The organism is Streptomyces sp. TOM-9, assembly GCF_056858595.1.
The window spans coordinates 8417037-8443419 of record NZ_JBXEQB010000001.1; the positions used below are offsets into that span (position 1 = coordinate 8417037).

General features: G+C 73.8%; 29 protein-coding genes. 18 read left to right on the forward strand and 11 right to left on the reverse strand.

Going from position 1 to position 26383, the window contains the following annotated elements:
• Positions 1 to 315 precede the first annotated feature (315 nt).
• Both AC1VWI_RS38750 and AC1VWI_RS38755 read left to right on the forward strand, forming a co-directional pair.
• Positions 316 to 1596, forward strand: a complete 1281-nt coding sequence (locus tag AC1VWI_RS38750; protein WP_499515712.1) for a sulfite oxidase — start codon at positions 316 to 318, stop codon at positions 1594 to 1596.
• 166 nt (positions 1597 to 1762) lie between these two features.
• The gene (locus AC1VWI_RS38755; protein WP_499515713.1) at positions 1763 to 2434 is read left to right on the forward strand and encodes an enoyl-CoA hydratase-related protein; all 672 of its coding nucleotides are present in this window, start codon (positions 1763 to 1765) and stop codon (positions 2432 to 2434) included.
• Between the two features lie 25 nt (positions 2435 to 2459).
• Here AC1VWI_RS38755 and AC1VWI_RS38760 read toward each other — a convergent pair whose 3' ends face one another.
• Positions 2460 to 3188, reverse strand: a complete 729-nt coding sequence (locus AC1VWI_RS38760) for an SMI1/KNR4 family protein (protein WP_499515714.1) — start codon at positions 3186 to 3188, stop codon at positions 2460 to 2462.
• 69 nt (positions 3189 to 3257) lie between these two features.
• Positions 3258 to 3656 carry a nuclear transport factor 2 family protein gene (locus tag AC1VWI_RS38765; RefSeq protein ID WP_499515715.1) on the reverse strand — a complete coding sequence of 133 codons (399 nt, stop codon included), beginning with the start codon at positions 3654 to 3656 and terminating at the stop codon, positions 3258 to 3260.
• Between the two features lie 141 nt (positions 3657 to 3797).
• Here AC1VWI_RS38765 and AC1VWI_RS38770 point away from each other — a divergent pair, with 141 nt between their 5' ends.
• A complete protein-coding gene (locus AC1VWI_RS38770; protein ID WP_499515716.1) occupies positions 3798 to 4400 on the forward strand; it encodes a GNAT family N-acetyltransferase in 603 nt (200 codons plus the stop codon).
• A gap of 9 nt (positions 4401 to 4409) precedes the next feature.
• Here the strand turns inward: AC1VWI_RS38770 and AC1VWI_RS38775 are convergent, their stop codons facing one another.
• Positions 4410 to 4598, reverse strand: coding sequence for a DUF4236 domain-containing protein (locus tag AC1VWI_RS38775; protein WP_326570932.1), 189 nt, complete (start codon positions 4596 to 4598; stop codon positions 4410 to 4412).
• A gap of 97 nt (positions 4599 to 4695) precedes the next feature.
• On the reverse strand, positions 4696 to 5445 hold the full coding sequence (locus AC1VWI_RS38780; RefSeq protein WP_499515717.1) for a TetR/AcrR family transcriptional regulator: 750 nt from the start codon (positions 5443 to 5445) through the stop codon (positions 4696 to 4698).
• Positions 5446 to 5506: 61 nt separating this feature from the next.
• Here AC1VWI_RS38780 and AC1VWI_RS38785 point away from each other — a divergent pair, with 61 nt between their 5' ends.
• On the forward strand, positions 5507 to 6931 hold the full coding sequence (locus tag AC1VWI_RS38785) for a hypothetical protein (RefSeq protein ID WP_499515718.1): 1425 nt from the start codon (positions 5507 to 5509) through the stop codon (positions 6929 to 6931).
• 18 nt (positions 6932 to 6949) lie between these two features.
• Here AC1VWI_RS38785 and AC1VWI_RS38790 read toward each other — a convergent pair whose 3' ends face one another.
• On the reverse strand, positions 6950 to 8101 hold the full coding sequence (locus tag AC1VWI_RS38790; RefSeq protein WP_499515719.1) for a serine hydrolase domain-containing protein: 1152 nt from the start codon (positions 8099 to 8101) through the stop codon (positions 6950 to 6952).
• A 179-nt stretch (positions 8102 to 8280) separates the two neighbouring features.
• Here AC1VWI_RS38790 and AC1VWI_RS38795 point away from each other — a divergent pair, with 179 nt between their 5' ends.
• The gene (locus AC1VWI_RS38795) at positions 8281 to 9543 is read left to right on the forward strand and encodes an NAD(P)/FAD-dependent oxidoreductase (protein WP_499515720.1); all 1263 of its coding nucleotides are present in this window, start codon (positions 8281 to 8283) and stop codon (positions 9541 to 9543) included.
• A 29-nt stretch (positions 9544 to 9572) separates the two neighbouring features.
• Here the strand turns inward: AC1VWI_RS38795 and AC1VWI_RS38800 are convergent, their stop codons facing one another.
• A complete protein-coding gene (locus AC1VWI_RS38800) occupies positions 9573 to 10163 on the reverse strand; it encodes a TetR/AcrR family transcriptional regulator (RefSeq protein WP_499515721.1) in 591 nt (196 codons plus the stop codon).
• 249 nt (positions 10164 to 10412) lie between these two features.
• Here AC1VWI_RS38800 and AC1VWI_RS38805 point away from each other — a divergent pair, with 249 nt between their 5' ends.
• The 10 genes from AC1VWI_RS38805 (at position 10413) to AC1VWI_RS38850 (ending at position 20828) form a co-directional block, all read left to right on the forward strand.
• Positions 10413 to 11882, forward strand: a complete 1470-nt coding sequence (locus AC1VWI_RS38805) for an MFS transporter (protein ID WP_499515722.1) — start codon at positions 10413 to 10415, stop codon at positions 11880 to 11882.
• Positions 11883 to 12016: 134 nt separating this feature from the next.
• Entirely contained in the window at positions 12017 to 13072 is a 1056-nt protein-coding gene (locus tag AC1VWI_RS38810; RefSeq protein WP_499515723.1) for an aldo/keto reductase, read from the forward strand.
• Between the two features lie 142 nt (positions 13073 to 13214).
• On the forward strand, positions 13215 to 13814 hold the full coding sequence (locus AC1VWI_RS38815; protein WP_499515724.1) for a sulfite oxidase-like oxidoreductase: 600 nt from the start codon (positions 13215 to 13217) through the stop codon (positions 13812 to 13814).
• Positions 13784 to 14539, forward strand: a complete 756-nt coding sequence (locus AC1VWI_RS38820; RefSeq protein WP_499515725.1) for a ferredoxin reductase — start codon at positions 13784 to 13786, stop codon at positions 14537 to 14539. The genes AC1VWI_RS38815 and AC1VWI_RS38820 overlap by 31 nt, the downstream gene beginning before the upstream one ends.
• A 37-nt stretch (positions 14540 to 14576) precedes the next feature.
• Positions 14577 to 14912, forward strand: a complete 336-nt coding sequence (locus AC1VWI_RS38825) for a hypothetical protein (RefSeq protein WP_499515726.1) — start codon at positions 14577 to 14579, stop codon at positions 14910 to 14912.
• A 158-nt stretch (positions 14913 to 15070) separates the two neighbouring features.
• Positions 15071 to 15379: a hypothetical protein gene (locus AC1VWI_RS38830; protein ID WP_499515727.1), complete on the forward strand. Its 309-nt coding sequence runs from the start codon at positions 15071 to 15073 to the stop codon at positions 15377 to 15379.
• 32 nt (positions 15380 to 15411) lie between these two features.
• Entirely contained in the window at positions 15412 to 15960 is a 549-nt protein-coding gene (locus AC1VWI_RS38835) for a tetratricopeptide repeat protein (RefSeq protein WP_499515728.1), read from the forward strand.
• Between the two features lie 64 nt (positions 15961 to 16024).
• A complete protein-coding gene (locus AC1VWI_RS38840; protein WP_499515729.1) occupies positions 16025 to 18088 on the forward strand; it encodes an ATP-binding SpoIIE family protein phosphatase in 2064 nt (687 codons plus the stop codon).
• Positions 18089 to 18279: 191 nt separating this feature from the next.
• Positions 18280 to 19890, forward strand: a complete 1611-nt coding sequence (mdlC, locus tag AC1VWI_RS38845; protein WP_499515730.1) for a benzoylformate decarboxylase — start codon at positions 18280 to 18282, stop codon at positions 19888 to 19890.
• A 422-nt stretch (positions 19891 to 20312) separates the two neighbouring features.
• Positions 20313 to 20828 carry a CGNR zinc finger domain-containing protein gene (locus tag AC1VWI_RS38850; protein WP_499515731.1) on the forward strand — a complete coding sequence of 172 codons (516 nt, stop codon included), beginning with the start codon at positions 20313 to 20315 and terminating at the stop codon, positions 20826 to 20828.
• 105 nt (positions 20829 to 20933) lie between these two features.
• On the opposite strand, the gene msrA is transcribed toward AC1VWI_RS38850, so the two are convergent.
• A complete protein-coding gene (gene msrA, locus AC1VWI_RS38855; RefSeq protein ID WP_499515732.1) occupies positions 20934 to 21446 on the reverse strand; it encodes a peptide-methionine (S)-S-oxide reductase MsrA in 513 nt (170 codons plus the stop codon).
• Between the two features lies 1 nt (position 21447).
• Positions 21448 to 21915 carry a peptide-methionine (R)-S-oxide reductase MsrB gene (gene msrB / locus AC1VWI_RS38860; protein WP_499515733.1) on the reverse strand — a complete coding sequence of 156 codons (468 nt, stop codon included), beginning with the start codon at positions 21913 to 21915 and terminating at the stop codon, positions 21448 to 21450.
• Positions 21916 to 22067: 152 nt separating this feature from the next.
• Between msrB and AC1VWI_RS38865 the strand changes: the two genes are divergently transcribed.
• Positions 22068 to 22745 carry an RNA polymerase sigma factor gene (locus AC1VWI_RS38865; protein ID WP_499515734.1) on the forward strand — a complete coding sequence of 226 codons (678 nt, stop codon included), beginning with the start codon at positions 22068 to 22070 and terminating at the stop codon, positions 22743 to 22745.
• A complete protein-coding gene (locus AC1VWI_RS38870; protein WP_499515735.1) occupies positions 22742 to 22957 on the forward strand; it encodes a hypothetical protein in 216 nt (71 codons plus the stop codon). Before AC1VWI_RS38865 ends, AC1VWI_RS38870 begins: the two co-directional genes overlap by 4 nt.
• Before the next feature lie 6 nt (positions 22958 to 22963).
• Here the strand turns inward: AC1VWI_RS38870 and AC1VWI_RS38875 are convergent, their stop codons facing one another.
• Both AC1VWI_RS38875 and AC1VWI_RS38880 read right to left on the reverse strand, forming a co-directional pair.
• Positions 22964 to 23893, reverse strand: a complete 930-nt coding sequence (locus AC1VWI_RS38875; protein ID WP_499515736.1) for a pyridoxamine 5'-phosphate oxidase family protein — start codon at positions 23891 to 23893, stop codon at positions 22964 to 22966.
• 41 nt (positions 23894 to 23934) lie between these two features.
• Entirely contained in the window at positions 23935 to 24807 is an 873-nt protein-coding gene (locus tag AC1VWI_RS38880; RefSeq protein WP_499515737.1) for an alpha/beta fold hydrolase, read from the reverse strand.
• 196 nt (positions 24808 to 25003) lie between these two features.
• Between AC1VWI_RS38880 and AC1VWI_RS38885 the strand changes: the two genes are divergently transcribed.
• Positions 25004 to 25600, forward strand: a complete 597-nt coding sequence (locus AC1VWI_RS38885) for a GNAT family N-acetyltransferase (RefSeq protein ID WP_499515738.1) — start codon at positions 25004 to 25006, stop codon at positions 25598 to 25600.
• Between the two features lie 114 nt (positions 25601 to 25714).
• Here the strand turns inward: AC1VWI_RS38885 and AC1VWI_RS38890 are convergent, their stop codons facing one another.
• Complete coding sequence (locus AC1VWI_RS38890) at positions 25715 to 26341, reverse strand: LAETG motif-containing sortase-dependent surface protein (RefSeq protein ID WP_499515739.1); 627 nt, start codon at positions 26339 to 26341, stop codon at positions 25715 to 25717.
• Positions 26342 to 26383: the final 42 nt, after the last annotated feature.

The window sequence follows — 26383 nt, forward strand, 5'->3', positions numbered from 1 at the left end:
CAGCGGAACGCCCGAGGTGACTTACCGTCAGCACGCCGGGCGGCGGGGCCCCGTCCGGCGACATGGCGATGCACTTGGGGGACGGGGCTGACGCCGTGTCGGACCGCCCCTACGATGGGCGCGTGAACTCGACCAGCCCGGCCGTCACGGCCGTACGCACCGTCGGCACGCCGCGCGTTCCCGCGTCGCGCCGCTGTTGTCGCTGAGCGCTCAGGGTCGCCACCCCGCTCCGGTTCACCCCCCTTGTCACCGCGCCGCCGTGCGCGGTCCTCCGCACGTCCTCGGTCGTTCCCCGCCACTGGAAGCAGGACCGTCATGACCCGTGCCCCGCGCTCCACCGTTCCCGTCGACGAGGCCTCCTACGACCGCCTGCGGCTGCGCCAATGGCTCGCCGGACGGGCCCGGGGCGACGGGATGTCCCGCCGTGAGGTGCTCACCCTGCTCGCCGCGGGCACCGCCGCCCTCGCCCTGCCCGGACCGGCCAGGGCCGCGGCCGCGACCTCCCAGGGAATCGTCAAGCCGCTGCCGGACGAGTGGTTCACCCTCCGCGGGACCAATGCCGAGACGAAGTGGGAGGCGTTGCGCGGGACCGGCTACCTGACCCCCGCCGACCGCTTCTTCGTGCGCAACCACACGTCCACCCCCGTCGTCGACGCCGCGACCTGGCGGCTGAAGGTCTGGGGGAGCGGGCTGCGGGGCGGCCCGGGCCCGGACGCCGCCGTGGAGTTCGGCCTGGACGACCTGCGTGCGCTGCCGCCGGTGGAGCGCACCGCCTTCGTCGAGTGCGCGGGCAACGGCCGGAGCTTCTACACCTCCCAGCAGGGACAGCCGGTCTCCGGCACCGCGTGGACCCTGGGTGCCGTCGGTGTGGCCCGGTGGCGCGGCGCGCGCCTGTCGGACGTGCTGCGGCGGGCGGGCGTCACCCGGCACGCGGTGGACGTCATGCCGCGTGGTCTCGACGACGAGTACGTCACGGGCGGCGTCAGCCTGGGCCGCGTGCGCAGGCCCCTGCCCGTGGCGAAGGCGCTGGACGACGTGATCCTGGCCTACGCCATGAACGGTGCTCCGCTGCCGCACGACCACGGCCGTCCCGTGCGGGTGCTCGTGCCCTCGTGGGTGGGCATCTCCTCGGTCAAGTGGGTCGGCGACATCGAGGTCTCGGCCGAGCCGCTGTACTCGCCGTGGAACACCGACTTCTACCGGCTGTTCGGCCCCGGGTTCCCCGAGGCCGGCAGCGTGCCGCTCACCCGGCAGACCCTCAAGAGCGCCTTCGAACTCGAGGCGGGCGCCGCATTCTCCGCGGGGGTCCGCAGCATCCTGCACGGCCGCTCGTGGTCCGGGGCCGGGGGAGTGCGGAAGGTGGAGGTCAGCACCGACGGCGGTGCCACCTGGCGGCGGGCCGGACTGCGCGACGTCCCGCGCCGGGACGGGTGGGTGCGCTGGACCGTCCCGTGGCGGCCGCGCACACCGGGCCCGGCCGTGCTGCTGGCGCGCGCCACCGACACCGCGGGGCGGACCCAGCCGGACGAGGCGGTGTTCAACACCCAGGGCTACCTCTTCGACGCCGTGGTGCGGCATCCGGTGGTCGTCGCCTGACGCGACGTCCTGGGTGGGGACAGGCCGCGCCGCTCCCTGTACGATGCGGACCACCGAGGTTACCGGCCGGTAGGTATGCCGTTCGCGGAGCCAGGGCGGAAGCGCCCGCCCGGCTCCGCGTTCCCGCAGCGACCCGGCCGTCCGCCCTTCGCCCCAAGGAGCAGCCATGCCCACGCTCGACCGCCAGGACGACGTCTTCATCCTCGACCTCGGGGACACCGAGAACCGCTTCCACCCCGACTGGCTCGCGGCCGTCGACGCCCTGCTCGACGAGGTGGAGAAGGCCGAGGGGCCGCGGGCCCTGGTCACCGCGGCCACCGGCAAGTTCTGGTCCAACGGGCTCGACCTGGAGTGGCTGTTCGCCCACGCGGACCAGTCCGGCGCGTACGTCACGGGGGTGCAGGCCCTGCTCGCCCGTTTCCTGACCCTGCCGGTGGCCACCGTCGCCGCCCTGCAGGGCCACACCTTCGCCGCGGGCGCGATGCTCTCGCTGGCCCACGACTTCCGTGTGATGCGCGCCGACCGCGGCTACTGGTGCCTGCCCGAGGCGGACATCAACATCCCCTTCACCCCCGGCATGTCGGCCCTCATCCAGGCCCGCCTGCACCCGCAGACGGCCCACGAGGCGATGACCACCGCGCGCCGCTACGGCGGCCTCGACGCGCTGGCCGAGCGCATCGTGGACCGCACGGCGGGCGAGGACGAGGTCCGCGAGGCGGCCGTGGCCCTCGCCCGCCCCCTGGCCGGCAAGGCGGGCGCCACGCTCGGCACGATCAAGACCCGCATGTACGGCCCCGCGCTGGAGGCACTCCGCCAGGAGGACGTCCCCCTCGGCTGAACCCGTACGGCGACGGGGCCCGGGGTCAGCGGGGGTCGTTGAGCCAGTCGCCCGGGAGGTCGTCGCGCACCCGGTCGAGCGCCTCCTCGGTGCGGGCCCGCGCCCACAGGCAGGTGCGGTCGTCCTCGCGGAGTATGACGTCGGGTCCGGCGTACCAGCGCGCGCCCAGGTCCTCACCGGGCGGGTACGCGGGGAACGGCAGCGGGGTGAACCGCCCGTCCAGGGCGTCGAAGTGGGCCTCGTCGAGGTCGGTGCGGAAGTCGCAGAGCTCGAACGGCTCGTGCAGCGACTCCGACAGGACGATCTCGACGCAGGCCCACGAGAAGCGGTCCAGCCACGCCGACCACCGCTCGGCCTCCTTGTCCGCGAGGTCCGGCTTCATGACGACCGGCGGATCGCTCTTGTGCAGGTCGGCGAGGAGGATGCCCCATGACGCGGCGCCCTGGTTCTCGTACCGGAAGACCAGCGCCTCCTCGCGTGAGTCCACGTGGAGCTGCTCGGGTGCGAGCAGCGTGTCGTGGTTGCTGGTGAGGTCCGGGCGCCGCCCGAAGAGCCGGTAGGCGTCGCGGAGCACGGCGGGGAGGGCGAAGCCCAGGCGCTCCTCGGCGGCGGTCAGTTCGGGCGCACCGTACCCGTCGCCCTCCTGCAGGGGCGCGAGCCAGTGCCCGGCGAAGCCGCGCACGAAGCGCAGGGCCCTGGCCGGGTCCGTCATGCCCGCGGCCAGCTCCCGCCGCACGTCGAAGTCGTCTGTCATGCCGCGCACGCTATCGCGCCGCCGGACCACTCCCGCCCGCCGCGGACCGCGCGCGATGCGCGCGGCCGGTCAGCCCGCGTGCGGGAAGGAGTGGTGCTCGTGCGCGACCACCCACCGGCCGTCCTGCTTGCGCAGCCCGAGGGTGAGGCGGAGCCGGATCCCGGGGTCCTGGGCGAGGTCCTCCGGGGTTCCGCAACGGAGCAGGGCGTACGCGAACGCCACGTCGTCGCCGGCGGTGACCTCCAGGGACACGATCTCGAAGGAGGCGCCGCGGGCCTGCCAGTCGAAGAACGGTGGCCACACCTGCCGGTACGCGGGGAGGCCGCGGACGCCGTCGTGGGGAGGCGGCACGTCGAACATCACGATGTCGTCGCCGTGGTCGGCGACCACGGCGTCCAGGTCGCCCCGGTGTACCGCCTCCGCCCAGCGCTCGATGAGCGTCCGGATCCGCGCCTCGTCGTCCCGCATGGTGCCGTCCTCCCGTGCCGCCGCCGCGGCGATCGCCGTCCGTCGCCATCCTGTCAGCCGAGGGTGATGGGGCGGAGGGGGCGGGTGGGCGGGAATCCGCGAGTTGGTGCGGCAGCGTGCCCGCCCGATTAGCGTGCGGATATGGCACTACGCTTCCCCGCTTCGGTCACCATCGACGGCCGGTACGCGCGGCTGGTCCCGCTCTCGCCGCTGCACGTCCCGGCGCTGTTCGCCGCGGCGCGCGCCGACGAGGGGATGTGGCGCTGGCTGTCGACGACGCCGCCCGGTTCGCCGGGCGACATGGCCTCGCTGGTGGAGCAGCGGCTGGCGCAGGCCGCGGCGGGGGAGTCCGTGGTGTTCGCGGTCGTCCCGCACGCCACGGAGCGCCCGTCGGGCTGGGCCGCGTACGTCGACATCTCGGTCGTCGACGAGCGCGTGGACATCGGCTGGAGCTGGCTGGACCCGGCCCTGTGGGGCGGCCCGGTGCACTTGGAGACCCACTTCATGCTGGTGTACTACGCCTTCGAGGACCTGGGCTTCGGCCGCGTCCAGTGGCGCCTGGACGACCTCGACCTGCCGACCCAGGACGCGGTCTCCCGCATCGGCGGCATCCGCGAGGGCGTGCTGCGCCGGCACTGCCGCCGGGTCGACGGGTCGTGGCGCGACACCGTGTACTACTCCCTGGTCGCCACGGAGTGGCCGGCCGTGCGGGAGCGGTGGATGGCGGGGTGGATCCTCGAATGACGACGGGCCTCAGTGCCCCTTGCGCGTGCGGCGCCAGGAGAACGGCCCCGGGAGGTCGACGGATTCGGTGCGCTCACCGCGGGTGTTGACGGTGTGGTGGACGCCCTTGCTGCCCGTGGTGATGGACAGCGAGCGCTTGTTGATGTTCAGGCGGACGCCGGGCAGGATCCGGAACGACTTGCGGAAGCGAAGAGGCACGTCGTGCTCCTTTCCGAGGGTTCGGTCTGGAGTACGTGTGCCCTGCTGACGGCCTTTCATCGGGGTCCGTTCCCACGGGTGTCGCGGATGCCCGGTGTCAGGCCGCGCCGCCGCCCTCCGGCAGGCGTGCGGCGATGCCGTCGATCAAGAAGGCCAGGCTGAGCTCGAACTGCCCGTCCGCGTCCGGCCCGGAGGGCGCCTCCATCCACCGTGCGAGCAGCGGGTGCCGCCCGCCCGCCGCCGCCAGTTCGCGGGCGGCGGTGACGGCCGCGGCGAGCTGCTGCGGGGTGTGGATGCCGTGGCGGCGGCGCATGGCGAGCTCCTCGGCCTCCTGCTGCGCGCTGCCGAGGACGTGCCGGTCGAGGAGCGCCGCGTAGGTCATGGCCTCGCCCAGGGTGGCGCCCTGGCGTACGAGCACCTGGAGGACGAATTCGGTGCGGCGCATCATGTGCGGCCCCAGCGGCGGGCGCGTGGGCGCGAGCTGGGCGAACCACAGATGCCGCTTGACCGCGTCCCAGCTCCCGGTGGCCACCGCGTGCAGATCGGCCCGCCAGTCGGCGCCCCGCACCGGCGGTAGCGGGATCTCCGCGGTGACGGCGTCGAGCATGAGGTCGACCAGCCCGTCCTTGCTCATCACGTGACGGTAGAGGGCCATCGGCGTGTACGGGCCGAGCCGTTTGGCCACCGCGGCCATCGTGAGCGCCTGCGGGCCGCCCTCGTCGGCGACGGCGATCGCGGCGCGCACGATGTCGTCCCGCTCCAGCGGGCTCTGGCGGCGCCGCGGCGCGGGCTGCGTCCAGATCAGGGGGGCCGGGGCGCCTTCCGGGGTCTCCTTCGTCTCCTTCACGGGGGGAGTTTATAACGTCAGCTAAAGTATATGACGTATACGTAAGAGTGAGGGAGCAGTCATGAGCCAGCCCACCGCCCCGGCCGGGATCCGCCTCGGCGTCGTCAGGGGCATCAGCTACGGGATGTTCGGGGCGCCGGACAGCTTCGTGCCGGAGACGCGGGAGCTCGGGGCGAGGCTGGCGCGCGTCTTCCTCTACTGGGGGCAGGTCGAGCCGGAACCCGGACGGTACGACTGGTCGGTCGTCGACGCCGTCCTCGGGCAGCTCGACCCGGCGGCCGAGCTCTGGGTCACCGTCTGTTCCAGCTCCCCGTGGGCGACCCGGCAGCCCACCGGCTTCCTCCCGTCCTCACCCGCGCTCGACCCCGCCGGGTACGAGCGCTTCGTCGGCGACCTGGTCGCCAGGTGCCGGGGCCGCGTGGACCACTGGCAGTGCGGCAACGAGCCCAGCAACACCGGACTCCTGTGGGCGGGCAGCGCGGCGGAGTACGTCGGACAGCTCACCGCCTTCCACCGCGCCGTACGCGCCGCGGACCCGGCCGCCTCGGTCGTCCTCGGCGGCTGCGGCTACGACGTGCTGTCCGGCCCCGCGGACGGCGAGGCCCGGCGGTTCTTCGACCACGTCGTCGAGCACGGCCGCGACGCCTTCGACCTCTTCGACGTCCACCTGTACGGGGACCCGCACGCGATCCCGGACCAGGTAGCGCAGGTGCGCGCGATGATGCGGCGGCACGGATACGAACGCCCGGTGGTGGCGGGGGAGTACAACGGCCCCACCCTCTTCGAGTTCCCCCGGGCCCAGGCGGAACTCGAGCGGGCGATGACGGCCGCCTTCACGGGGGCGGCGGAGCCGGGCGAGGCCCCGGACCGCGCGACCATGCGCCTGCTCTACGAACGCTCCCCCGAACTCCCGCCGGAGCTGCGCATGTTCATGGAGGACTGCCCTCCGGAGCTCGCCGCGCGCCGCGACCGCATCAACCGCCGCCAGATCGTCACCCGCACCGTCCTGGCCCTCGCCTGCGGTGTCACCCGCACGGCCTGCTGGAACCTGGCCCCGGAGATCCCCGGCTACCGCGACCGCCTCAACCTCATGGGCTTCCTCTTCGGCAGGCTCGCCCTGCTGGACTACGAGGGCACCGCCCTGACCCGGCGCCGCCCCGCCGCCGACGCCTTCGCCCTCCTGGCCGCGCACCTCGACGGCGTCACTGCCGTCCGCCGCCTCGCCACGGAGGACCCCTCCGGCCTGTACGCCTTCGAGGTGTCCCGCGAGGGCCGCGGCGCGCTCCAGGTCCTCTGGCGCTCCGGCGATCCCTTCACCGGCGAGGACGCCCAGGGGACCCTCGTCGACCTCCCCTGGCCCCACGCCGCCGCCCACGCGGTCGACGCCCTCGGCGCCGTCGTCCCGCTGCGCCGCGCCGACGGCACCGTCGGCGTCCCGCTCTCGGTCACCCCGGTCTTCCTCTCGACGGAGTCCCGGGAGGCGTGACCGGGCGGCCCCGGCGGCTCAGACCCCGGCCGCGTAGGCCCAGAAGGCGCGCATCGTCGCCGGGGCGGCCGGCCCGGTCAGTTCGACCTGCGTGAGCAGCACCGTCACGGTGTCCGTGGACGGCGTGATGTGCGCCGCCGTGCCGGTGCCGCCGATCCAGCCGTAGCGTCCCGGGACGTTCCACGGGGCGACGGCCGCGACGTCCACCGAACCGCCGAAGCCCCAGCCCTGCCCCTCCAGGAAGACCGCGCTCGCGTCGCGTTCGGCCGGTGGCAGGTGGTCGGTGGTCATCAGCCGTACGGACTGCGCCGACAGAAGCCGGCGGCCGCCCGCGGTGCCTTCGGCGAGGAGCATCCGGCCGAAGGCGTACCAGTCGTCGGCGGTCGACACCAGGCCGCTCGCGCCGGAAGGGAACGCCGGAGGGGTGCTCCACTGCCCGTCGGGGGCGTCCACCAACTCCAGCCCTCCCCGCGGATCCGGGCGGTAGAAGGCGGTGAAGCGGCCGAGGCCGCCACGCGGCACGGCGAAACCGGTGTCGGTCATGCCGAGCGGCTCGAAGATCCGCTCGGCCAGGAACTCGTCCAGCGGACGGCCCGACACCCGGGCGACCAGGACGCCCTGGATGTCGGAGCAGGTGTTGTAGAGCCAGGCCTCGCCCGGCTGGTGCAGCAGGGGGATCCCGGCCAGCGTCGCCATCCAGGCGTCCGGTGCCATGACCTGCTGCGGCCGCGGCGGGCCCTGTTTGAGCTCGCCGAACAGCGGGGCGAGCGCGGGCAGGGAGAAGTCCGCGGGGAAGCCGTACCCGGCGCGCGAGGCCAGCAGGTCGCGGACGGTGATGGGCGCCGCGGCCGGCACCACGTCGTCGAGCGGGCTTGCCGGGGTGCGGACGACCATCGGTTCGGCCAGTTCGGGCAGCCATGCGGCGACGGGGTCCGACAGGGCGATCCGTCCGTCGTCGACGAGCATCATGACCGCCGCCGCGACGACCGGTTTGGTGGTCGAGGCGATGCGGAAGAGCGAGTCCCTGGTCATGGGGGTGGGGTCCCCGACGGCGAGGGTCCCGGCGGCCGCCACCTCGACCCGGTCGCCGCGCGCCACCAGACCCACGGCCCCCGGTACCGATCCGTCGTCCACGAACGCCTGCAGGATGTCGTGCAACTGCTGCCCCATCGCTCCACCTTCCCTCGTGTGCCGTCACGGAGAGGACTCCCGCCACGGCGCGGACTCATCGGTCCGCCGCCGTGCGGCCCGTTCGGCGGTGTGTTGCGGGGGGCGGCACCCGGGCGTCCGCGTAGCGTACGGAAAGCCGGCCCGTATCGGGGTGTACACGGAGGAAAGGCACCGGATCCATGCAGCAGGAGCGCGGTGGCCGCTGTGACGTGATCGTGGTCGGGGCGGGCGCCGCCGGGCTGGCGTGCGCGGCGGACCTCGCCGTGGCGGGCCTGACGGTGCGGGTCCTGGAGGCCTCGGACGGAGTCGGCGGCCGGATGCGCACCGACCGGCACCGCGGCTTCCTCCTCGACCGCGGCTTCCAGGTCTTCAACACCTCCTACCCCCAGGTGAAGCGGCGCCTGGAGCTGGAGCCGCTGCGGCTGCGGCCGTTCACCCCCGGCGTCCTGGTGCACACCTCCGGCGGGCGGCTGCGCTTCGCCGACCCGACCCGCCCGCCGTACGCGACCGCCGACCTGCTGCCGGGACGGCTCGCGTCGGGGCGCGACCTGGCGGCGCTGGCGGTCCTGAGCGCCCGTGACATGGCGCTGCCCGCGGGAAGGCTGCGCGCGGGCGCGGACACCACGACGCTCACCGCGCTGGCCGCCGCGGGCATCTCGGCCGAGCTGGTGGAGACCCTGTTCCGGCCGTTCCTGTCGGGGGTCTTCCTGGAGGACGAACTGGAGACCTCCAGCCGCTTCTTCCACTTCGTGTGGCGCAGCATGCTGCGGGGCACCCTCGCCCTGCCCGCCGAGGGGATCGGTGCCGTGCCCGTCCAGCTCGCCGGGCGACTTCCCGAGGACACCGTCCGCACCGAGACCCCGGTGCGCGAACTGACCGGCGACGGGGTGCTGCTGGAGGACGGCACGGACGTCACTGCGCCCGTCGTGGTGGTGGCCACCGGACCGGGGGCGGCCGCACGGCTGCTGCCCGGTCTCACCATCCCGCCGACGCGGACCGTGACGACGTACTACCACGCCGCCGACCGGTCGCCGCTCGCCGAACCGACGCTGATGGTGGACGAACGCCGCCGCTTCCTCAACACCGTGGTCCTCACCGAAGTGCAGCCCGGACTGTCCCCGGACGGCCGCGCCCTGGTGGCGACCTCCGTGCTCGGTGCACCGGGCCCCGCCGACGAGCCCGCCCTGACCGCGGCGCTGTCGGACGCGTACGGCACGGACGCCTCCGGCTGGGAGCCGCTGCACCGCTGCACCGTGCGCGAGGCGCTGCCCGCGATGCCGGCACCGCACCCGATGACCCGCACCACCCGCTTCGCGCCGGGGCGTCACGTGTGCGGCGACCACCGGGCGACCGGGTCGCTCCAGGGCGCGCTGGCCTCGGGCACGCGGGCCGCCCGCGAGGTGCTGTCCGACCGGCGCCGCGCGGCGACACGGCTGCGCTGAGGCGCCGGGACGGCCGGGGCACGGGGAGCTCAGTCGATCGCGGCGTCCACGAGGGCGACGGCGACGGCGCGGGCGTGGGCGCCCGGCCCGGTGGCGTTCAGCGCGGTGCTGCGGGCGACGGCGCCGTCGTAGAGCAGGGCGAGCCGTTCACCGAGCGCCTCGGGGTCGCGGGCCCCGGCCACCCGTGCCAGGGCCGTCAGCCTGCGGGCGAACTCCCTCTTGTAGGCGGCCACCAGCAGGTGGACCGGGTGGTCGGGGTCGGGCACCTCGACGGCGGCGTTCAGGAAGGGGCAGCCGCGCAGCGGTCCGTCCGTCCGCCCCGGCGGCCAGTCGAAGATCGCCAGGAGTTGCCCCCGCGGGTCCGGGCAGGGCTCGCCGGGGATCACCTCGGCGGGGAGCAGGCCGTCCTCGAGTTCGCGCAGATAGGCCTGGACGAGGTCGTCCTTGCTCGCGAAGTGCGTGTACAGGGTGCGCTTCGACACGTTGGCGACGGTGGTCAGCTGGTCCATCCCGGTCGCGTTGACCCCCTGGGCGGTGAACAGCTCCGTCGCCGCCTTGAGGATCCGCTCCCGGGCGCCTCGGCCACTGCGCCGGCGTACGGGGGAGGGTGCGTCGCTCATGCCGTTAAGGATACCGATCGTTTTACTTCACCGGAAACGGCTGTTACGCTGGAGCGCGTAAGGAGACCGATCGGTTTACTTAAGGGCCTCGGTGGACCCTCCCGCCGCCCCGTCCCGCGGACGCGGGCCGTGTCCCCGCGCACGCCTCCGCTTCCCGCCGCAGTGCCGCGGCGCCCCCCGTTGTCCCCGTCGACCGGGCCGCCCGGCCCGCGTACGGCGCGACCGTGCCTCTTCCCCGGAGACAGACCCATGACCCGTTCCCCCTCGGACCCCGCGGGCGGCACCGCCGTCGTGCGGGCGCCCGCCCCCGGCGGCCCGGCGGCCGCGCGCCGCGCCCCGCACCCCGGGCTCGTGCTCGCCGTCCTCGCCACGTCGGTGTTCCTCTCCGCCCTCGACGCCTTCATCGTCAACGTCGCCCTGACCCCCATCGGGCACGGCGTGGGCGAGACCTCGCTCTCCCGGCTCAGCTGGATCCTCAACGGCTACGCGATCGTGTACGCCGCGCTGCTCGTCCCGGCCGGGCGGCTGAGCGACCGCTACGGGCGCAAGGCCGGATTCCTGCTCGGGCTCGGCGTGTTCACCCTCGCCAGCCTGGGCGCCGCCCTCAGCGGCGACCTGTGGGTCCTGGTCGCGTTCCGCTTCCTGCAGGCGGCCGGGGCGGCCGTCCTCACCCCGGCCAGCCTCGGGCTCGTGCTGACCACGGCGCCACCCGCCAGGGTCACCCGCTCCGTGCAGATCTGGGCGGCCAGCGGCTCGCTCGCCGCGGCGGCGGGACCGGTGGTCGGAGGCCTGCTCGTCCAGGTGGCCTGGCAGTGGATATTCCTGCTCAACCTGCCGATCGGCGCCGCGGCGTTCGTCCTGGCCGTACGGCTGCTGCCGGGCGGCCGCCCGGACACCGGCGCCCGGCTGCCCGACCTCGTCGGCGGGGCCCTGCTGGTGGTGGCGATCGGCACGCTCGCACTGGGCCTGGTCCAGGGCCCGGAATGGGGATGGGCGGCGGCGCCGACCGTCGGAGCCTTCGCCGCCGCCGCGGCGGCGCTCGCGGCCTGCCTCCTGCGCTCGGCGCGGCACCCCGTCCCCGTCGTCGACCTGAGCCTGCTGCGCGACCGCGTGTTCGCCTCGGCGAACGTCGCCGCCCTGCTGTTCTACGCCGCCTTCGGGCTCCAGTTGCTCGGCCTGACCCTGTGGCTGCAGCAGGTGTGGCACTGGTCGGCCATCGAGACCGGCCTCGGCGTCGCGCCCGGCCCGGCCATGGTGTTCGCCGCCTCTGCCCTCGGGCGGAGGATCGGCCGGCGTGTCCCGGCCGGCACCGTCGCGGCGCTCGGCTCGGCGCTGGTCGCCCTCGGTACCGCGTGGACCGCACTCCGTGCCGGAGGAAGCCTCGACTACGCCGTCGACATCCTGCCCGGCTGGCTGGTCGCCGGGGTCGGCGTGGGACTGGCCCTGCCCACGATGATCTCGTCGGCCACCTCGGGCCTGCCCAAGGACCAGGCGGCCACCGGCAGCGCCGTCGTCACCATGGCCGGTCAGATCGGCACCGTGCTCGGCGTCAGCGGCCTGGTCGTCGTCCTGGCCGCCGCCGGTCCCCGCGACCCGGCGCACGCCTTCTCCCTCGCCTGGTGGATCTCGGCCGGTGTCGTGGCGCTGAGCGCCCTCGCCGCGCTGGGGATCAGCCCCCGGACCGTACGGCCGTCGTCACCGCAGGAGCGAAAGGCGTGACGCGCCGACGGAGTTGACCCCGCCCGCGACCACCCTGCCCGTGACCACCCGCCAATGACCCCCCAGTGACCACCCCCGCGGCACGCCGCACACCACCGCCCCACTGCAGCACCACCCCGACAAGGAGAGACCTGATGCGTTACACGACCTTCGGACACCGGACCGGACTGCGCGTCTCGGAGTACGCCCTCGGCACCGGCAACTTCGGCACCCGCTGGGGCGCCGGCGCCGACCCGGACGAGTCCCGCCGGATGTTCGACAGGTTCGCCGAGGCCGGCGGCACCTTCCTCGACACCGCCGACAACTACCAGTTCGGCGAGTCGGAGGAACTGCTCGGCCGCTTCATCGCCGCCGACCGCGACCACTTCGTCGTGGCCAGCAAGTTCAGCGTCGCCTCGACACCGCAGGTGGACATCTCCAAGACCGGCAACAGCCGCAAGAACATGATCCACTCGGTGGACGCGAGCCTGAAGCGCCTCGGCACCGACTACATCGACCTGTACTGGGTCCACTTCCCGGACGAACTGACGCCGATGGAGGAGATCCTGCGCGGCCTGGACGACCTGGTGAGCTCCGGCAAGATCCTGCACGCCGCCCTGTCGAACTTCCCCGCGTGGCGCGTCTCCCGCGCCGTCACCCTCGCCGAGCTGAAGAACTGGGCCCCCGTCGCCGGCATCCAGGTCGAGTACAGCCTCGTGGAGCGCACCGCGGACCGTGAGGTGCTGCCGATGGCCGAGAGCCTCGGGCTGGGCGCCGCCCTGTGGTCCCCGCTCGGCGGCGGCCTGCTCACCGGCAAGTACCGCGGCGGCGACGAGGGCCGGCTCAGCGACCTGAAGACGCTGATCCACACCGAGTCGTCCGCCCAGAAGACCGCGGTCGTCGACACCGTCCTGGCCGTCGCCGAGGAGACCGCGGCGACTCCGGCGCAGGTGTCCGTGGCCTGGCTGCGCGAGCGGGCCGCCCGCGCCGCGACGTCCTTCGTGCCGATCATCGGCCCGCGCAACACCGCCCAGCTCGATGACTACCTCGGCGCGCTCGACGTCCAGCTCACCCCGGAGCAGTACACGAGGCTCAGCGAGGTCAGCACCGTACCGCTCGGCGTCCCCCACGAGGCCACCGCAGGCGTGCTGGAGCGGGTCCGCGGCGGCGACTCCTCCCTGGTGGTCGAGCCGCCCCGGCCGGTCGCCTGACCCCCTGTGACGGCGCGGCCCCGGTCACGACCGACCGGGGCCGCGCCCGCACGTGCTCCGGTGGACCGGATTCCCCCGGTCCGCGATGCTGGGGTTCCGCACCACGACTGCGGGGCGGCGAGGAGAGGAAGGACGGCGCGGCATGCCCATCATCTCGCGCGGATTCCACGGTCGGCGCCCCACGTCGGGCAACGAACTCCCGCCGGGACAGTACGAGACCTTCGACTTCCCCGTCATGTCCGCCGGCCCCACCCCGCGGATCACCCGGGACGACTGGGAGTTCACCGTCACCACCGAGGACGGCACCCGCCACCGGTGGGACTGGGCGGAACTCATGGCGCTGCCGGCCGAGACGCCGACCGTCGACCTGCACTGCGTGACCAAGTGGTCGAAGTTCGGCACCCACTGGCGGGGCGTCTCCCTGGACGTGCTGCTCGCCGACGTCGAGACCGCCGCCGAGTACGCGCTCGTTCACTCCTACGGCGGCTACACCACCAACCTGCCCCTGGAGGACCTCCTCGACGGACAGGCGTGGATCGCCCACGAGTACGACGGTGACGAGCTCGCCCCGGAGCACGGCGGCCCCGCCCGGCTGCTGGTCCCGCACCTGTACCTGTGGAAGTCGGCGAAGTGGGTCCGCGGCATCCGGCTGCTCCTGGACGACGAGCCGGGCTTCTGGGAGAGCGTCGGCTACCACGACTACGGAGACCCATGGCGCGAACAGCGGTACCAAGGCGACTAGGCGACCGCCTGCGCTGGCAGGCCGCCGAACTGGTGGAACGGCGCGCCGAGTCCGAGGCGGCGTGGACCCTCGTGTTCGACGTGCCCGGCTGGCCCGGCCACCTGCCCGGACAGCACCTCGACGTCCGGCTCACCGCGGAGGACGGCTACAGCACCCAGCGCAGCTACTCCCTGGCGTCCGCGCGCGACGGCGACCGGATCGAACTGACCGTCCAGCGCGTCGAGGACGGCGAGGTCTCGCCCTACCTGACGGACGACCTCGCCGTCGGCGACGCCGTCGAGATCCGCGGCCCCGTCGGCGGCTGGTTCGTCTGGCGCCCCGAGCAGACCGAACCGGTCCTGCTGGTCGCGGGCGGCTCCGGGCTCGTCCCGCTCATGGCGATGGTCCGCGCCCGCGCCGCGGCGGGCAGCCGCGCCCCGTTCCGGCTGCTGTACTCCGTGCGCACGCCCGGGGACCGGTTCTACGCGGCCGAACTGGACCGGGGCGAGCCCGGCCTCGACACGACGTACGTCTTCACCCGCTCGGCGCCGGACGGCGGGACCCGCCCCGCGGGCCGGCTCCAGGCGCGCGACCTGGCCGAATGGGGCTGGCCCGCGGACTTCGAGCCCACCTGCTACGTGTGCGGTCCCACCGGTTTCGTCGAGACGGCCGCGGGCCTGCTGGTGGCCCTGGGCCACTCCCCCGACCGGATCCGCACCGAGCGGTTCGGTCCCAGCGGGGGATGACCCCGCGCCACCGCACCGGAAGGAGACCACCCCACCCATGACCGAGCGCTACGCCGCCCGCGTGATCGAGGTGCCCGACGAGGGCATCCGCCTCCACCCGACGGAGGGCTCGGCACCGCCCGAGCAGCCGACCGAGGTCAACCTGCTCGGCATGGCCGTCGCCCTGGCCCTCGGTGCGGCCGGCTACGAGCACCACCCCACCCTGCGCGACCCCCGGTTGCAGACCCTGGACGCGCTGCTCGCGGGAGAGGCCGTGATGCCCTGGCGTCCGCCCGCCGCGCAGGCCGGGACCGCTGCGTACGTCGAGTGCGGGCGGTCCGGCTCCGGTGTCTTCACCTGCGCGGTCCGGCACCGGCCCGCCGACGGGGCCTGAGCGCCGGCTGTGCCCTGGGGGTGGTACCGCCGTTCCCAGGTTCACCGGGGCCTCCCCGACCTGCGATGGAGGGCGCCGCGCCCGCTGTTCCAACGGATCGACGGGTGGTGGTCCGGAGACGGACGCCACGCAGACCGCGGATGAGGAGAGCAGTGCCGATGCTAGCCACCGTCACCGCCCCCGAGGACCGATGGTTCGTGGGATTGCGGTTCAGCACGGCCCGGGGTGCCGTGCGCAGCCACTACTACGTGGTCGGCGAGGCCGCCGACGCGGAGGACGCCGTGCGGACCGCCATGCTCCGCGCCGCGGACGCCTACGAGTGCGCGGCGCGGGGGAACGCCGTGATCGACGGCGTCGAGGTGCGCCGTCTGCGATGGAACCCCCTGGGCTGGGCCTACCTCACCGCCTCGGACCGGGACGCCGGCGCAGCCCTGTACCTCGGGCACGGCGCCACGGCAGACTCCTGACCCTCATCCGGGCGGCACTGAGGCGGGACGGCGTGGAGCACCTGATCACCCTGGACGACTCCGGCCGCATGGTGGCCACGGACCGTGCGGCCCTGGCACGGGCGGTGGCAGAACTGCTCGACGGCCCCCTCGACCGTCCCGAGCCGCTGCGCAGAGCGGGCCTGGGACACCTGGTGCTGGGCCACCACGAGGAGGCCGTCGCCCTCCTGGAGCGCTCACTGGCGCTCGCCGGCGAGCGGTTCGCCGTCGCCGTGCACCTCAACCTGGCAGACGCCCACCGCTACGCCGGGGCCCTGGACGCCGCCGAGCCCCACTACCAGCGGGCCCTGCGCCTGGCCGAGGCACATGCCCCGGACCTGCTCTCCTTCTGCTTCCAGCACTTGGGCAAGCAGCGCCTGGACCAAGGGCGCACCGAGGAGGCCCGCGCATGGCTGGAGAAGGCCCTGAACCGGCGGCGCGTCCAGGGTGAGGCCTCACTCGTGGCGGCCACGGAGGCGGCACTGCGGCTCGTCGACCGGTCCGGACACGCCGCTTCCCGCCGCCCGGCTCCCGGTGGCGCGGCCGGCCCCTCGGTGGGTTAACTGGGCTAGTCGATGGGAGGTGGACCGTGCCTCGTGACCAGCGACCCGGGCATGGACCGTGACCGTGACCGGCACCGGCAACGGCGCCCCGGACGGGGCGTGCGTCTTCGAGAAGGCCCTGTTCGAGCAGGCCAGGGCGGGCCTCGAGGTGTACGACATGCGGTTGCGCGTCCTGCGCGCCAACCCCGCGGCCCTGGCCGTGCGCGGGCTGCCGGCGGACGTGGTGATCGGCGCCGCCCTCGGTGACCTGGACGACCGGATCCCGCTCTCGCCCGTCATGAACGAGGTCCTGGAGGGCGGTTCCGCGGTCCTCGACCGTCCCGTCAGCGCGTACCCGGCCACCGATCCGGGCCACCGCCACGACTACGCCGTCACCGGCTTCGTCCTGCGGGACGGCGGACGGCCCGTCGGCGTCGCCGCGATGGTCCACGACGTGACCCGCGACCTGCGCAAACAGAAGGAACTGGACCTCCTCAACATGGCGCGGGCCGGCATCGGCAGCTCGCTGGACCCGCTGCGCACAGCGCAGGAACTGGCCGACTTGGCGGTGCCGTGCTTCGCGGACGCCGTCGCGGTCGACCTGATGGAGTCCGTGCTCACCGGGGACGCGCCCGTCGGCCCGGTGACGGTCCGGCTGCCGATGCGGCGCGCCGCGTTCAAGTCCCGCGACGGGCAGTACGGTGCCTACCCCGTGGGCAGCGCCAGTCACTTCGCCTTTCCCACACCGTACACGCAGGCCCTGGGCGACCTGCGGCCCCGGCTGGTGGACGCGGTGCCGTCGTCCGGCGGATGGCTGGTGCACGACCGGGCGCGCGCGGAGTTCATCGCCCGTTCCGGGGCGCACTCGCTGATCGTGACGCCGCTGACCGTCCACGGGCTGGTCATGGGCCTGGCCAGCTTCTACCGGGGCGGGCCGCGCCCGGTGGCCTTCGACGAGGAGGACCTGTCGCTGGCGACCCAACTGGCCACCTGCACGGCGATCTGCGTCGACAACGCCCGCCGTTTCACCCGCGAGCACACGGTCGCCACCGCGCTGCAGCGCAGCCTGCTGCCGCGCCTGCCGCCCGAGGCGGCGGGGGTGCGGTCCTCGCACTGCTACATGCCCGGCCGCTACGGCGCCCACTGGTTCGACGTCCTCCCGCTGTCGAGCTGCCGGGTGGGGCTCGTCATCGGGTACGTCGCCGGGGAGGACCTGCAGGCCTCCACGGCGATGGGGCGGCTGCGGACCGCCGCCTCCACGCTGGCCGCGATGGACCTCCCGCCCGACGAACTGCTGGCCCACCTCGACGACGTGGGCCGGCGGCTGGCGCGCGAGCAGGACGCGGACCCGGTGACGCTGCACCACGCGCGGCCGCCCTTCACCGCCTCCTGCCTGTACGTGACCTACGACCCGGTCACCCAGGCATGCGCGGCGGCCTCCGCCGGGCACGCTTCCCCGCTGCTGACCGGGCCCGACGGGGTGGTGAGCACGCTGGCGGTACCGGCCGGGGCGGCGCTCGGCCACGGCACGCCCTACGAGACGGTGACCACGCAGCTGCGGGCCGGCAGTCTGCTGACGCTCTACTCCGACGGCAGCGCGCACCGCCACCCGGCCGAGGCCGAGGAGCGGCTCACCCGGCTGCGCAAGGTGGTCGCCGAACCGGGGGCTGCCCCCGAGGAGGTGTGCGACGAGATCGTCTACAAGGTGCTGCGCGGTGCGACCCCGCAGGACGGCGCCGCCCTGCTGCTGGCCAGGACCCGGACCATCGCCCCCGACCGCATCTCCAGCTGGACCTTCCCCGCCGAGGCGCCCTCCGTCCGCGAGGCCCGCCGTGCCGCGCACGGCCGGCTGGCGCAGTGGGGGCTGGAGGACCACGCCCCGGTCACCGACCTGGTCGTCAGCGAACTCGCCACCAACGTCATCCGGCACGCGAAGGGCCCCATCCAGCTGCGGCTGATCCTCGACCGGGGACTCACCGTCGAGGTGCACGACGACGCCGACACCGCGCCGCACCTGCGCCACGCCCGTCTGCAGGACGAGGGCGGACGCGGTCTGTTCATCGTCGCCTCCCTCACGCGGCACTGGGGCACGCGGTACGAGGAGACGGGCAAGACGATCTGGGCCGAGCAGGAGCTGCCGAACCCCTGAGGCGGGCCGCCACCGGGGTCCGTTCGCCCGCGGCGCCCGTCGGGATGATCGCACCGCGCGGCACGTCCGATGTGCCGGGCGGGTGCGGTGCGAGCGTCTAACGTCACCGTGTGTGGCGAGAGGTGACACCCCGCGACCGGCGGGTGCCGTCCGTCTCGGCGTCCACCGGGCCCCCGGGAGCACTGCGCACCATGAGCGAGCGATCCACCGTCCACTCGGTGACCTACGACCTGCTGCGGTCACTGCGGCTGACCACGGTCTTCGGCAACCCGGGATCCACCGAGGAGACGTTCCTCCAGGACTTCCCGGACGACTTCAGTTACGTCCTGGCCCTGCAGGAGGCCTCCGTCATCGCCATGGCGGACGCCTACGCCCAGACCACCCGCCGCCCGGCGCTGGTGAACGTGCACTCGTCGGCCGGGCTCGGCAACGGCGTCGGCAACCTGGTCGCCGCGTACCACGGGCACACCCCGCTGATCGTCACCGCGGGCCAGCAGCACCGCGAACTGGTCATCGGCGAGCCCTACCTGGGCAACCGCGAGGCGACGACCCTGCCCAAGCCGTGGGTGAAGTGGTCGTACGAGCCGGCGCGCGCGCAGGACGTGCCCGAGGCCTTCATGCGCGCCTACGCCACGGCCCTGCAGCCGCCCGCGGGGCCGGTGTTCCTGTCCATCCCGCTCGACGACTGGAACCGGCCGCTGACCGGTCCCGCCGTCCTGCGCGAGGTCAGCACGGCGTACGCGCCGGACCCTGAGCGCCTGCGGCGCTTCGCCGCGCGCATCACGGCGAGCCGGCGTCCCGCCCTGGTCTTCGGGCCCGAGGTGGACCGCGCCGGTGGATGGCAGGCCGCCGTGGCGCTCGCCGAGCGGCTGAAGGCGGCGGTCTACAGCCCGCCGCTCGCGGATCGCGCGTCGTTCCCCGAGGACCACCCCCTCTACCGGGGCCCGCTCGGCATGTCGGTGCGGGCCATCGGGGAACGGCTCACCGGCCACGACCTGGTGGTCGTCATCGGGGCCGAGGTCTTCCGGTACTACCCGTACGTGCCCGGCGAGATCCTGCCGCCGGGGACCGAACTGCTGCACATCACGAGCGACCCGGCCGTCGCCGCGGCCGCCCGCGTCGGCGACAGCCTCCTGGGCGACGCCCGGATGTCGATCGAACTCCTCACCGAGGAGGTCGCCGACGGCGGCGACCGCGAACGGCCCGAGCCCATGCCGCGCCCACGGAAGCTGCCGCGGACCCCGAGCAGCCCGCCGACGCCCGCCGAGGTCTACGCCGCCCTCGGCGGGGTCCGCCCGGAGCACGCCGTCTTCGTCAACGAGTCCACCTCGACCATGGCCGAGCACGCCGAGTGGCTGCCCACCGTGGAGCCCGGTTCCTTCTTCGCCACCGCGAGCGGCGGCATCGGCTGGGCCCTGCCGGCCGCCGTCGGCATCGCCCTCGGCGACCGGGACCGCGGGGTCAGGCGTCCGGTGGTGGGCCTGATCGGGGACGGTTCCTTCCAGTACTCGGTGCAGGGGCTGTGGACCGCCGTGCAGCAGGGGCTGCCCGTCGTGTACGTCGCGATGCGCAACGGGGAGTACTCGATCCTGAAGTCCTTCGCCGACCTGGAGCGGACCCCGGGCGTGCCCGGACTCGACCTCCCGGGACTGGACATCGTGTCCGTGGCGCGGGGCTTCGGCTGCCGGGCCGTCGAGGTGGCGAGCACGGCGGAACTGGAGAAGGAGTTCACGGCCGCCCTGGAGTCCGGCGTCACCTCCGTCATCGTGGTGACCACCCGGCCGCAGAAGATCACCCTCTGACACGCGGGGAACGGAACGCCGTCATGGATCTGGGATGCCGGGAGCCTTCGTCCTCGTCGGTTCCTGCGTCGTGCTCGGCGCGGTGCTCCTGCACCTGGCCGGCGGGGAGCCCGCGGCCCGCGTCCTGGACGGCCTGCGGCGGTTCATGGTCGCCAACAGCACGGTGATCCTGGTGGTCGTGCTGCTGCTCCTGGGCGCGAGCGTCCTCGGCGACGGCCTCGCCGGACTCGACCGCCGACCTTCCCGGCCCGTCGGGACGGTAGGTAGGGCGGCGCGCGTTCGATCGGGGCATCCAGCCGCAGTTCACGGCCGCTCCAGCGGGAACGCACTCATGAGCCGGGCGGCGCCCGCCGTGCCCACGCCCGGAGGTGTAACCTTCAAACACGTAATGAAGGGTTACCCGGGACTGGGGGGCGCCGAGCATGACGGCCGACACCACGGACGACGACTTCCTGCTGGAGCTGCTCAACACGACCCCGGTCGTCGAGGGCACCCAGGTGGACGAGCTGGCCGGCCCGGACGCCGGCCGCCGCTGGCTGCGCGCCCACGGCGGAACCGGCACGGCGCAGGAACTGCGTCACCTCCTGGCGGCGCGCGAGGCGCTGCAGCGCGTCGTGCGCGGGGACGGTGAGCCCGGCGACCTCCGGAAGCTGCTCACCGGGGTCGTCCGGGCGCCGCGGGTGACCGCGCACGGCATCGACTGGGAGCTGGAGGCCCCGGCGGACCGCTTGCCGGCCGTGCGGGCCGTCACGGTCTGGGGCGCGCTCCAGGAGGGCAGGCCCGGACGCCTGCGGCCCTGCGCCAACGAGGAGTGCCGGCTGTTCCTGCTCGACCGCAGCAAGGCCAACACCGCCCGCTGGTGCTCCATGGCCGCCTGCGGCAACCGGATGAAGGCCCGGCGCCACCACCGTCGTGCCCGCGCCGAGGCCGCGGACTGACGTACGGCCGACGTACGACGGCGGCCCGGGGCCGCTGAGGGCCCCGGGCCGCCGAGGGCCGCCACGCCGCCCGAGCCCGTCACCAGGGCGGCGCGACGGGGTCCGTCAGCCCTTCGTACGGGCGGGCAGCCGCCAGTTCGGCCGCGGGAAGTGGCAGGTGTAGCCCTCCGGGTAGCGCTCCAGGTAGTCCTGGTGCTCGGGCTCGGCCTCCCAGAAGGGCCCGACGGGCTCGACCTCGGTGACGACCTTGCCGGGCCACAGGCCCGAGGCCTCGACGTCGGCGATGGTGTCCTGCGCGACACGCTTCTGCTCGTCGTCCACGTAGTAGATCGCCGAGCGGTAGCTGATGCCGATGTCGTTGCCCTGGCGGTTCTTCGTGGTCGGGTCGTGGACCTGGAAGAAGAACTCCAGCAGCGCCCGGTAGTCCGTCCTCTCGGGGTCGAAGAGGATCTCGATCGCCTCGGCGTGCGTGCCGTGGTTGCGGTAGGTCGCGTTGGGCACGTCGCCGCCCGAGTAGCCGACGCGGGTCGCGACGACGCCGGGCTGCTTGCGGATCAGGTCCTGCATGCCCCAGAAGCACCCGCCCGCGAGCACGGCCCTCTGTGTCTGTCCTGCCATGTCAATCCTCCGAATCGGTCCTGTCACCATTGTCGAACAACCCGAGGTAGGCCCCGTAACCTTCCCGCTCCAGGTCATCGGCGTGGATGAAGCGCAGCGAGGCGGAATTGATGCAGTACCGCAGGCCGCCCGCCTGCCGGGGGCCGTCGGGGAAGACGTGCCCCAGGTGGCTGTCGCCCGTCGCCGAGCGGACCTCGGTGGCCAGCCGCCCGTAAGCCGGATCGGGCCGCTCCACGACGGTGGTCCGGTCCAGCGGCCGGGTGAAGCTCGGCCACCCGCTGCCGCTGTCGTACTTGTCGACCGAGGCGAACAGCGGCTCCCCCGAGACCACGTCCACGTAGATCCCGGGCTCCTTGTTGTCCAGGTAGGCGCCCGTGAAGGCGCGCTCGGTGCCGTTCTCCTGCGTCACGCGGTACTGCTCCGGTGACAGTCGCGAGACGGCCTCCGGGTTCCTGCGGTAGCCGGTCACGGTCCCTCCTTGCTCGCGGCTCTCTCTTTTCCGTACGCCCATTGGTGACGGCGAACGGCCGGGTCTTACCTGCCGGGAACGACCCGTTTTCCGCGGGGCGCCGGGGCGCCGCCGTGGGGGTGGGGGCGGGCGGCCGCGTCTAGGATCGCTGCATGGGTTCCGCAGAACACGACGGCCGGGCCGGTGACGGGGCGCGGGGCGGCCGGCCCCTCGACGCGGAGTCCGCGCAGTGGGTGCGGGCGCTCTCGGCGGACGGCGAGGCGTACGAGGAGGCGACCGGCCGGCTGCACGCGCTGCTGCTGCGGATCGCCTACGCCGAGCTGAACCGGCGCGGGTCGCGGCACGGCATCACCGGGCCGGAGCTGGACGACATCGCCCACCAGGCCGCGGCCGACGCGCTGCTGTCGATCACCCGGAAGATCGGCGATTTCCGCGGTGACAGCCGCTTCACGACGTGGGCGTACAAGTTCGTCATGAACGAGGTGTCCAGCAAGCTCGGCCGTCATTTCTGGCGGACGGCCGGCGTGCAGCTCGACCCCGAGGCGTGGGAGCGGCTGCCCGACCGGCTCGGCATCGACCCCGTCCGGCAGAGCGAGGCCCGTGAACTCGTGGAGGCCCTGCGTGAGGCCGTCGACGAGGAGCTCACCGAGCGCCAGCGCACGGTGTTCACCGCGCTCGCGGTCAACGGCGTGGACGCCGACACGCTCGCCGCGGAACTCGGGACGAACCGCAACGCGCTCTACAAGACGATGTTCGACGCGCGGCGTAAGCTCCGTGCCCGGCTCGCAGCCAATGGACATCTGCCCCTGACGACAGCGAGGCGCTCATGAACGACTGGCAGGGCCTTGACGACCTCCTGCGGACCGACCCCCTGGACCCCGGCTGCGACGCGGCGCTGGACCTGATGGACGTCTACCTGGAGCTGTTCCTGGCGGACGCGGCACCGGAGCGGCACTACCCCGGTGTCGCGGTGCACCTGCGCGGCTGCCCGTCCTGCGAGGAGGACTTCCGCGGGCTGCTGGCCGCGGTGACGGGCGGCTGATCCCGCTCAGGCGGTGAGCGGCGGGTTGAGCCGGTAGGGCAGGACGGCGTCCGCCCGGACCGGGACCCGCCCGGTGGCGACGTGCCGCGGGGTGAAGCGGACCCGGCGGCCGGTGCCCCCGTCGTCGCCGGCGGCCCCGGGCGTGGTCCAGTCGACGACCGCGGTGCCGGACAGCTGCAACGTCGTCCCGGCGGCGAAGTCGACGAAGAGCAGGGCCGCGGCGGGGTCACCGGCCAGGTTGCCGAGGCTGTTGAACATGTTGTTGCCGGGGTAGTCCGGCCACCACAGGCTGCCGTCGGGCGCCGTCCGGACGAATCCGGGCGGGCCGCCCCGGTGGGAGACGTCGGCGCCGTGGTCGGGGTGGGCGGTGCCCAGGAAGAAGGTGTCGGCCCGGCCCACCAGGGCCGCCTGTGCCGCGTCGAGCCGGTCGGCGGGCCGCGCCCCGGCCGTGGGCGTGTCCTCGCCGTCGGGGGCGTCCGCCGGCGCCGGGCCGAGCAGGCGCTGCTGGATGTACTGGGGGCAGTTCCCGTACGCCTGGTCGACGGCGAGCTCAAAGCCGGCGTCGTCGGCCGCCGCGAGGGTGCCGTTGAGACGGAGTCGGCGGCGGATCGCGAAGTCGATCACGATCAGGGCCGCGGCCCCGCCGACGGGGAGCACGGCGAGGGGGTCGCCCGTACGCGGACGGGCTGCGACCCGTACGGCGTCGCCCCTGGTGGAGAGGAAGCCCGGGGTCCCCGTCAGCGGGGAGACCCACAGGCGTCCGTCCTCGTCGTGCGCGCCGAGCACGGCCAGGTCCCGGTCGGCGAGGAAGTGGGCAACGCCGCCGCCGAGGTGCGGCGGGTCGAGCATGCCGCGCAGGCGCGCGGCCTCGTGGGCGACGCCGGCACGTCGCTGGACGGCGAGTTCGCCCTCGTGGAAGCCGGTGTGGCGGGTCATGGCCCTCGCAATCGTCGTACGGCGGTGGGGGATGCGGGAACTCAGCGGGGCAGCCCGGCCTTGTCGAGGAAGCCGAGGATCAGCTCCGCGACGGGCTCGACGTGGGTCTCCAGGAGGAAGTGGCCGCCGTCGAGAAGGTGCACCTCCGCCCGCTGCGCGTCCTTGGCGAAGGCCCGGGCGCCGTCGGGCCCGAAGATGGGGTCGTTCTCGCCCCAGACCGCGAGCACGGGCACGGGGTGGGTGCGCAGGTACTCGTGCAGGCGCGGGTAGAGCGGGAGGTTCGACGCGTAGTCACGGAAGAGCGTGAGCTGCACGAGGTCGTTCCCGGGCCGGGAGACCAGCTGGAAGTCGTGGTGCCAGGCGTCCGGACTGACGGTGGTCCCGTCCGCCACTCCTGTGACGTACTGCCACTTGATGCCCTCGAGGCTCAGCGCCACGCGGACACCCGCCTCGGTCTCGGGGGTCTGCTCGCGCTGGTAGGCATGGACGTCCTTCCAGAACTCCTCGACGAACCCCGCCTCGTAACCGTTGCCGTTCTGGGTGACGATCGCGGTGACTGCCCCGGGGTCGCCCAGCGCGAGGCGCCAGCCGATCGGCGCTCCGTAGTCCTGGACGTAGAGCGCGTAGCGCGTGACGCCCAGCCGGTCGAGCAGGCCCTTGGTGAGTCCGGCGAGGGCGTCGAAGGAGTACGCGAACGCGTCGGCGGCGGGGGCGTCGGAGAATCCGAAGCCGAGGTGGTCGGGCGCGATGACGCGGTAGCGGCCGGCGAGCCGCGGGATCAGCTCGCGGAACATGAACGAGCTGGTCGGGAAGCCGTGGAGGAGCACGACGACGGGGGCGTCGGCGGGGCCCGCCTCCCGGTAGAAGAGCCGGTGCCCCTGGACCTCGGCGTAGCGGTGGTGCACGGTGACCATGTCTAACCCCTTCGATTCACTTCGATGGTTACATCGAAACAGGATCGAGGTAACCTGTCAAGCGAGTGATGAGGGTTAGGTGAGGGCGGGGTGGGAAGTGACGGCGGCCTCCCGGTGTTGTGTGAGGGCACAGGGGACTTCGGGCGCCCGCCGGACGTACGGCCGGCGGAGCCCGCGACAGGGACGGAAGACGCAGATGACTGGTACGGCCACGGCGCAGCGCGCGAAGGGCAACGAGGAAACCCGGATCGTCACCCCCCGGCTCGTCCTGAGGCCATGGCGCGGCGACGACGCCGAAGCGGCGCTGGCCGTCTACGGGTCGGACGACGTGACGCGCTGGCTGGCCCCGGCGATGACCCGGCAGCCCGACGTCGCGTCCATGCGGGAACTGCTGCGCTCCTGGGAGGAGGGCGGTGCCGCCCTCGAACGGCCGGCCGGGCGCTGGGCGATCGAACTGCGCGAGAGCGGCGAACTCGTCGGCGGAGCCGCCGTCCTGCCGCTCCCGCCCTACGGCGTCGACCTGGAGATCGGCTGGCAGCTCGCTCACCCCTACTGGGGCAGGGGCCTGGCCACGGAGGCCGGGCGCGCCCTGGCGGGGTACGCCTTCGCGTCGGGCGTCGACGAACTCTTCGCCGTGGTCCGCCCGCGGAACGACCGCGGCGCCGCCACGGCCCGCAGCGTCGGCATGGAATGGGTCGGGGAGACCGAGAAGTACTACGACCTGCGGCTGCAGGTGTACCGGCTGCGCAAGGGGGAGTTCGAGGCCTCCGCCGCGCCGGGGCCCGTGGCCTGACGCGGGGCGCCCGCCACGGGGCGCGAAAAGACGGGTGCCGGACCGTACGGAGCACGGTCCGGCACCCTTGTGTCATGCACGGCGCGTCACCGCGCCGCCGTCAGCGACCGGAGGTCAGTGACGGGCTGCGGCGCGACGCTTGCGGTTCGCGAAGAGCAGACCGCCGCCGGCGAGCAGCGCGACGGCCGCACCGCCCGCGATCAGCGGGGTGGAGCTGGAGGCACCGGTCTCGGCGAGGTCGCCGGCCGGGGACTCGTCGGTGGACGGGGTGGAGGGCGCAGCGGAGGGGGCCGTGCTGGCCGACTCGCTGGGCGTCTCGCTGGGCTTGGGAGACTCGGTGGTCTTCGTCTCCGTCGGGGTGGGCGTGGGCGTGCTCTGGTCCTGGCACGCCGGAACGGTGAGGTCGTCCTCCTTCGAGAACCGCTCGCCGTCGCCGGCCACCACGCTGAGGTGCAGGTGCACGTCGGCGGTGTGCGGCGGCACGTCGAGGGTCTGGTCGAACGACGAACCGAACTCCGTGGTCGGCAGCAGGTCCTTGCCGTCCGCGGTGATCTTCACGGTGTTCTTGACGCCGCCGTTGTACGCCTTCAGGTGGACCTCCACCTTGTGGCAGTCCGCCCTCCAGTTGGGCGTGTGGGCGGACGCCGGGGTGGCGCACAGGCCGAGACCGATGACACCGGTCGCGGCGGCTGCTATCAGGGTGCCGGGGCGGTACCAGGCACGGCGGGGGGATGCGGTCACAAGTTCTCCAGGCTGTGGTGAATTCCGATGCCAATGGCAGCC

Excerpts from the sequence above, each read along its gene's own strand:
- AC1VWI_RS38750 (WP_499515712.1), top strand. The coding sequence starts at position 316 with ATGACCCGTGCCCCGCGCTCCACCGTTCCCGTCGACGAGGCCTCCTAC.
- AC1VWI_RS38755 (WP_499515713.1), top strand. The coding sequence starts at position 1,763 with ATGCCCACGCTCGACCGCCAGGACGACGTCTTCATCCTCGACCTCGGG.
- AC1VWI_RS38760 (WP_499515714.1), bottom strand. The coding sequence starts at position 3,188 with ATGACAGACGACTTCGACGTGCGGCGGGAGCTGGCCGCGGGCATGACG.
- AC1VWI_RS38765 (WP_499515715.1), bottom strand. The coding sequence starts at position 3,656 with ATGCGGGACGACGAGGCGCGGATCCGGACGCTCATCGAGCGCTGGGCG.
- AC1VWI_RS38770 (WP_499515716.1), top strand. The coding sequence starts at position 3,798 with ATGGCACTACGCTTCCCCGCTTCGGTCACCATCGACGGCCGGTACGCG.
- AC1VWI_RS38785 (WP_499515718.1), top strand. The coding sequence starts at position 5,507 with ATGAGCCAGCCCACCGCCCCGGCCGGGATCCGCCTCGGCGTCGTCAGG.
- AC1VWI_RS38790 (WP_499515719.1), bottom strand. The coding sequence starts at position 8,101 with ATGGGGCAGCAGTTGCACGACATCCTGCAGGCGTTCGTGGACGACGGA.
- AC1VWI_RS38795 (WP_499515720.1), top strand. The coding sequence starts at position 8,281 with ATGCAGCAGGAGCGCGGTGGCCGCTGTGACGTGATCGTGGTCGGGGCG.
- AC1VWI_RS38800 (WP_499515721.1), bottom strand. The coding sequence starts at position 10,163 with ATGAGCGACGCACCCTCCCCCGTACGCCGGCGCAGTGGCCGAGGCGCC.
- AC1VWI_RS38805 (WP_499515722.1), top strand. The coding sequence starts at position 10,413 with ATGACCCGTTCCCCCTCGGACCCCGCGGGCGGCACCGCCGTCGTGCGG.
- AC1VWI_RS38810 (WP_499515723.1), top strand. The coding sequence starts at position 12,017 with ATGCGTTACACGACCTTCGGACACCGGACCGGACTGCGCGTCTCGGAG.
- AC1VWI_RS38815 (WP_499515724.1), top strand. The coding sequence starts at position 13,215 with ATGCCCATCATCTCGCGCGGATTCCACGGTCGGCGCCCCACGTCGGGC.
- AC1VWI_RS38820 (WP_499515725.1), top strand. The coding sequence starts at position 13,784 with ATGGCGCGAACAGCGGTACCAAGGCGACTAGGCGACCGCCTGCGCTGG.
- AC1VWI_RS38825 (WP_499515726.1), top strand. The coding sequence starts at position 14,577 with ATGACCGAGCGCTACGCCGCCCGCGTGATCGAGGTGCCCGACGAGGGC.
- AC1VWI_RS38830 (WP_499515727.1), top strand. The coding sequence starts at position 15,071 with ATGCTAGCCACCGTCACCGCCCCCGAGGACCGATGGTTCGTGGGATTG.
- mdlC (WP_499515730.1), top strand. The coding sequence starts at position 18,280 with ATGAGCGAGCGATCCACCGTCCACTCGGTGACCTACGACCTGCTGCGG.
- AC1VWI_RS38850 (WP_499515731.1), top strand. The coding sequence starts at position 20,313 with ATGACGGCCGACACCACGGACGACGACTTCCTGCTGGAGCTGCTCAAC.
- msrA (WP_499515732.1), bottom strand. The coding sequence starts at position 21,446 with ATGGCAGGACAGACACAGAGGGCCGTGCTCGCGGGCGGGTGCTTCTGG.
- AC1VWI_RS38865 (WP_499515734.1), top strand. The coding sequence starts at position 22,068 with ATGGGTTCCGCAGAACACGACGGCCGGGCCGGTGACGGGGCGCGGGGC.
- AC1VWI_RS38870 (WP_499515735.1), top strand. The coding sequence starts at position 22,742 with ATGAACGACTGGCAGGGCCTTGACGACCTCCTGCGGACCGACCCCCTG.
- AC1VWI_RS38875 (WP_499515736.1), bottom strand. The coding sequence starts at position 23,893 with ATGACCCGCCACACCGGCTTCCACGAGGGCGAACTCGCCGTCCAGCGA.
- AC1VWI_RS38880 (WP_499515737.1), bottom strand. The coding sequence starts at position 24,807 with ATGGTCACCGTGCACCACCGCTACGCCGAGGTCCAGGGGCACCGGCTC.
- AC1VWI_RS38885 (WP_499515738.1), top strand. The coding sequence starts at position 25,004 with ATGACTGGTACGGCCACGGCGCAGCGCGCGAAGGGCAACGAGGAAACC.